Below are 5,480 nucleotides of genomic sequence, written 5' to 3'. Positions count from 1 at the left end.
CGTTGGCGAAGCCATGGTTGACGTCGCGGTGGTGAGCCTCGTCGGCGCGGACCACCAGCACCACGTCGCGCAGGGTGGCGGTGGCGGGCAGGTCCCAGTAGCGGATGGCGATGGCCGGCGCCGCCACGTTGGGCGAGCGGCCCTCATCGATCTCGGCGAGGTAGTGGGTGTAGCTGATCACCGCCTCTTCCTCGAAGTAGCCGACCACCCGGTGCGCGGTGCGCGACGAAACCAGGTAGAGCAGGAAGAAGGCGAGATAGAACACCCACTGCGCGAGGATGATGACCAGCCGCTCGAAGCCGGTGGGCTTGGCGATCTCGACGAAGGTCATCAGGTGCATCCGCTCGTTCTCGGCCTCCTCCAACAGGGTGCGAATCCAGCCCTCGTCATTGACCATGTGGCGCAGGCACTTCAGGTGCGTGATCGTGGCGCCGACCATCCCCGGCACCGCCGCCACGGTTTCGAGCACGATCGCGCGGTGGCCGTAGCGCTTGGCGAAAAAGGTGTCGGCGCAGAATCGCAGCAGCTTGGTGAACCCCAGCGCGAAACGGTCGGAAAATCCCTTGGGTTCGTGATGGATCTGCGGCTGGGCGTCCCGTTCTTCGGCGCGAGCGCGCGCGTCGGGAGCCAGGATGGTGTTGACCATGGTGCGTGAGACTTTCGGGGGTACGGCGGCGAGCGCCGTTTCGATCACCCCGCGCCCGCGCGGCGGAGAAGTCAAAGCAAGCTTGCGGCGCCGACTGCTATGCGCCGCCGTGCTTGCGCAGCGACCTGGGCGAGGTGGTTGCGGTGTCGCCGGTTTCATCGGCCATCTGCCGCACCGCCCCAAGCCGTTCACCCGCTCGCAGCAGCCCCCAAGGCGGCCCGTTATCAAGCCGGGGACCGGCCACCGCCCGCCGGCCCTGCGGGCGCCCCGGGGCGAAACCCCTTGCGGGTCATCTCGCCCCAGTCGTCCCGACCCCTCAGGTACTGCCAAAGGCCCCGCAGGCGCCACAGGTTGTGCAGCTGGCGATAGCCGAAGTTCTCCAGCACAGCGGCGCCGGCCAGGATCATCAGGTGGTGCAGTTTGGGATAGCGCCGCAGCTCCAGTTCCTCCAGCAGCACGGCGCCCAGGCTGACGACGATCCCGAATACGAAGGTGAGCAGCAGATAGGCGAGGAAAAACTCCGTGGAGAGCAGGCCGGCGAACCAGAACACCGGGGCCAGGACGTAGCCCAGCACCTCGATCACCGGGGCGACGATATCCAGCAGCCACAGGTGCGCAAATCCGATCAGGCCGATCCGGCCATAGCGGGGATTGAGCGTCATAGAACGGTGGCAGACGGTGGTCTCGATCAGGCCGCGCTGCCAGCGCGCCCGCTGGTTGGCCAGGGCGCGAAGGGTCTCCGGCGCCTCGGTCCAGCAGACCGGTTCTGGGACGAACACCATGCGGTAGTCGCGCTTCTCCCGCCGCAGGTGCTTGTGGAGCTTTATGACCAGTTCGAAGTCCTCGCCTACGGTGTCGGTGCGCCAGCCGCCCACGGCCACCAGGTCGGTGCGCGAGAACAGGCCGAAGGCGCCCGAGATCAGCGTCAGCACCCCCATGCGCGACCAGCCGACCCGGCCCATCAGGAAGGCGCGCAGGTACTCCACGGTCTGGAAGAGGGCCAGCGGGTTGCGGGACAGGCCGGTTTCCTGGACCCGGCCATGGGACACCCGGCAGCCGTTGGCGATTCTCACCGCCCCGCCCACCGCCACCATCCGCTCCGGGTCCTCGATGAATGGCCGGGTGGCCCGCAGCAGGGCGTCACGCTCCAACAGGCTGTCGCTGTCGATAGCGCAGACGACGGGCGAGCGGGCGAGGTTGAGGCCGGCGTTGAGCGCGTCGCCCTTGCCGCCGTTCTCCTTGTCGATGATCAGGAGCTTGGGCTGGGAGGGACTGCTCCACAGGCCGATGATTGGGGCGTGGGTGACCGCCGCGTCGTAGCCCCGCGCGATCGGCTCCAGCTCGAAGGCCTCCACCAACCGCGCCAGGGTCTCATCGGTGGAGCCGTCGTTGATCACCACGACTTCGAAATCGGCGTACTGCAACGCCAACAGCGAACGGACGCTTTCAACGATCGTGGGGGCTTCGTTGTAAGCCGGCGCCAGAATGCTCACCGGCGGCGCGATCGATCCGTAGCGGCGCCAGAGCTGGGGGCTGGTGGGCGCCGGCGGGTCGGTGACGAACCCCTGCAGGGCGACGCCGTAGAGCACCAGGTAGACAGCGTTCTGCGTTAGTCCGAACACGATGACGATCAGGATGACCGGTTCCGCCAGGTGCAGGAGCAGGAAGGCCGCAGCCTCGGCTACCACGACGGCGTGTCTTGGATCGCCAGCTCGATTTCGCGCCGGCGCTCGTCGTCGACCGCTGCAAGCACTTCGCGCAATGTCGCCTGACCAGGCTCGCCCAGGTCCGCCAGCGCCTGGGCAGCCACCTGCCGCACGCCCCACACGCGGTCATTCAGCCGCCGGCCCAGGGCGGGCGCCAGCTCATGCAGTCCAGCACGGTGCGCGGCGACCACGGCGTCGCGACGGACCCCTGAATTTCGATCCTCCAGCGCCCGGCTGATCTTCTGTGACACCACCGGGTGCGCCAGCCGGCCCATTGCGCGCACGGCGGCGGCGCGGACCTTGGGATCGGGGTCGTCGGCCTGGGCGGCCACGGTGGGCAGGACCTCGAAGTCGCCGGCCCCGCCGACCGCCTCCAGCAGCATGACCTGCACGGGCGCGGGCAGGTCATCGCGGTCGATCTCCGCCGCCAGTTCGGTCTGGTTCTCGCGACCCAACCTGCGCAACAGCTCAGTGACCAGCAGGGACCGGCTCCAGGGACCGGAACGGACGGTCTCAAGAATCTCCGGAATGGTCGGCGCCTCCCCCAGGTCGAGCAGGGAGAAGAGGGCCGATAGCCTCACTTCGGCCGAACGATCCCCACGCGCCCGGTTCAGGGCCTCGACGGCGCCGGCCGTGGGCACCAGCGCCAACGCTTCTGCCGCCACCATGCGCTGGCGCTTGCGGCCGCGCGTCAGGCGCCTGATGAGGCTGGGGCCCAGGCCATAGCTCACCAGCGCTGCCTGCATCCGCTCCAGTTCCGGCCCGCGTACGAGGTCGGCCATGTTCAACGCCGTCTCGGCGACCAGCAGGTCCTTGCCGGCATGACGCCGCAGCGCGCCGGAGCCGTCCTCCCGGACGGTGGCCAGGAGGGCCTTGGAGATCATGGCGCGCTGGCGGTCGCGCCGCGCCATCAGGCGGTCGCGCACCACGCGGGCGACGACCAGGCCCAGCAGCAGCAGGACCGCGAAAAGCACCAGCACGGCGATCAGGATCCATAGGGCTTCGAGCGACACAGTCAGAACCTCAAGGTGGTGCTGAGCGTGAACTCGTTGCGGTCATAGGTCCCGCGGTCCTCGCGCAAATAGACGAGACCCATCGCACGACCGCGCGGCAGCTCGTAGCGCAGGCTGGCGGACGCTGCGCGGACGTTCACCGCCCGCCCGTCGGAGCTCTCGGGCGCGTCGCTGAACCCCAGCGACAGCTGGGCTTTCGGCAACAGCGCAACATCGCCCTTGACCGCGTAGCCGGTGAGGCTGCGGCCGTCGTCGGTCCAGACGTTGATCAGGCTGCCTGCCACCGCCAGCCGGTCGCCGAACACGCGCTGCCGCAGCGTCGCGCGCAACGCGGTGGTCTGCTCCGCCGTGAACTCGGCCCACGCCAGATCGACACCGGCGGAAAGGCCGGCGCCATTGAGCGGGGCTGAAAAACCGGCCCTCAGTTGGACCTTCGGCCGGAAGTCGGCGTCGGGGGTCCCGCCCACGGCCACATAGGCCTCGCCCTCAGCCCCGACAGTGCGGCCGTAGAGGCCTTCCAGATAGACGTCCGTGCGTCCGAAGCGGTCGGCGGCGTGGACCGTCCCGGCCAGGTAGCTGCGGCGATCGCTTAAGGGGCGGGAAAGGCCAATGCTGACTTCGCGCCACGGGTCGAGGCCGCCGGTGAGGTCGCTGTAGGATACGACGAGGTCGACCCGCCAGGGCGACACCTGCGCTGCCCGCGCCGTGGCGATCTGATCGCGCAGGAGGGCGGCTTCGGCCACTGCGGGTTGGGCCGCCAGGGCCGGCGCCAGGCGCCGCTCGGCCTCGGCCAGGTCGCCGCGCCAGTAGGCGATGCGAGCCAGGCCCACGTGGGCGTCCCAATAGTTCGGCGCCTGCGCCAGGACTTGCCTGAGTTCCGCCTCGGCCTCCTCGCGCCGGTCCGCCGCCGAAAGGGCCAGGCCCAGCCGCAGGCGCGTGTCGACGTCCTCCGGCGACTGGCGGACCTGCGCCGCCAGCGCGGCGACGTCGCCCGGTTGCGCAGCGGCTGGCGACGCGCAGCTGAGCACGGCGCACAAGACGAGATGATACCCCCGAAGACGCATTGAGCTCAGAGCCCGCTCTGACTGTCGACCGGCGCAAGGCGCTGGACGCGCGCCACCAGGTCATCGGGCAGGAACGGCTTGGTCAGGAAATCCACGGCGCCCAACTTGAAGGCGGTGACCGCATGGGTGTCGGTGTGGATTCCGGTGAGCATCACCACCGGAATTTGGGCAAGCTCCGGATCCTGGTTCAGCCGCCGCAGCACCTCGAACCCATCTGCGATGGGCATCAGGCTGTCGAGCACGATGACGTCAGGCTTGTGTATGGCCGCGAGGTCGAGGGCCGCCCCGCCGTCGCGGGCTGTGACCACCCGGTAGCCTTCAAGCTCCAGACGGTGTTCGAGTAGCTCGATGAGCAGCGGCTCGTCGTCCACCAGCAACACCAATGGCGCTACGGCGGACATGCTGACATCGTTCGAGGGAGCCGCCTCGTCGAGTATAGACATGAAGCTAACCAGGATTTTGCCACGCGCCCTTTGAGGGCTTGGTAAGTGTACACCTAAGTCACGAAACTCATTGAATTTCCAGACTCGTGACAGAAATAGGCAGTAGAAACACGCGCCGAGGTCGATCTGAAGAGCACGACGCGCCCTACGCGGGTATTTCCGGGTGGAGAGTCAGACTACCACCCGCTAAATACTCCTTAGGTTGTATTTTTATTTAGTTTCCATTCCTTGACACGACAGGCCGCGACAACCGTCGCGCTAGGTGCGGTGAGCAGGATCGCGGCGCCGAAGCTGGCCAGGATCTCCGACCATGAACGCGGGGTGAACCGTATCTTCGCGTTGAGGCCCGCGCCTGGCGCAAGGCGTCGGATGGGGCCCTCGACCAGCCCTATCACCTGATCCTCAACCTGGCGGTGGGCGGAGGATGGCCCGAACGGGTGGGCTCCAGCGGCGTGGATTCGGCATCCCTGGTGGTCGACTGGGTGCGGGTCTATCAGGCGCCCGCAAGGTGGCCCCGGCGATAGTTTGCATTCCCTGGCGGAACGATGGTGTGCTGCGGTCAGAAGGCGCCGTGAGCGCGCCCGGGAGGTTTGCAATGCAGGGTCGCA

Annotated in this window: 5 protein-coding genes; all 5 read right to left on the bottom strand. The window is 68.0% G+C overall.

All coding sequences use genetic code 11. From position 1 onward, the window contains the following. A partial coding sequence (locus ACLL81_RS02890; protein WP_411286840.1) for an alternative oxidase occupies positions 1-646 on the bottom strand: 646 nt, incomplete at its 3' end. Between the two features lie 224 nt (positions 647-870). Next, on the bottom strand, positions 871-2,334 hold the full coding sequence (locus tag ACLL81_RS02885; protein WP_411286839.1) for a glycosyltransferase family 2 protein: 1,464 nt from the start codon (positions 2,332-2,334) through the stop codon (positions 871-873). Continuing rightward, positions 2,328-3,365 carry a HEAT repeat domain-containing protein gene (locus ACLL81_RS02880; protein ID WP_411286838.1) on the bottom strand — a complete coding sequence of 346 codons (1,038 nt, stop codon included), beginning with the start codon at positions 3,363-3,365 and terminating at the stop codon, positions 2,328-2,330. The genes ACLL81_RS02885 and ACLL81_RS02880 overlap by 7 nt, the downstream gene beginning before the upstream one ends. Positions 3,366-3,367: 2 nt before the next feature. Continuing rightward, positions 3,368-4,393 (bottom strand): tetratricopeptide repeat protein, encoded by a 1,026-nt coding sequence (locus tag ACLL81_RS02875; RefSeq protein ID WP_411286841.1) that lies wholly within the window; start codon positions 4,391-4,393, stop codon positions 3,368-3,370. 41 nt (positions 4,394-4,434) lie between these two features. Then, positions 4,435-4,830 (bottom strand): response regulator, encoded by a 396-nt coding sequence (locus ACLL81_RS02870; protein WP_411286837.1) that lies wholly within the window; start codon positions 4,828-4,830, stop codon positions 4,435-4,437. Positions 4,831-5,480: the final 650 nt, after the last annotated feature.

The sequence above is a fragment of the Phenylobacterium sp. genome, from assembly GCF_046590535.1.
GTDB lineage: Bacteria > Pseudomonadota > Alphaproteobacteria > Caulobacterales > Caulobacteraceae > Phenylobacterium.
The sequence above is the reverse complement of the archived record's forward strand: the minus strand, read 5'-3'. Positions and strand labels throughout refer to the sequence as shown.

Coding starts and splice junctions, on each gene's coding strand:
- ACLL81_RS02870 (WP_411286837.1), bottom strand. CDS start 4,830: ATGTCCGCCGTAGCGCCATTGGTGTTGCTGGTGGACGACGAGCCGCTG.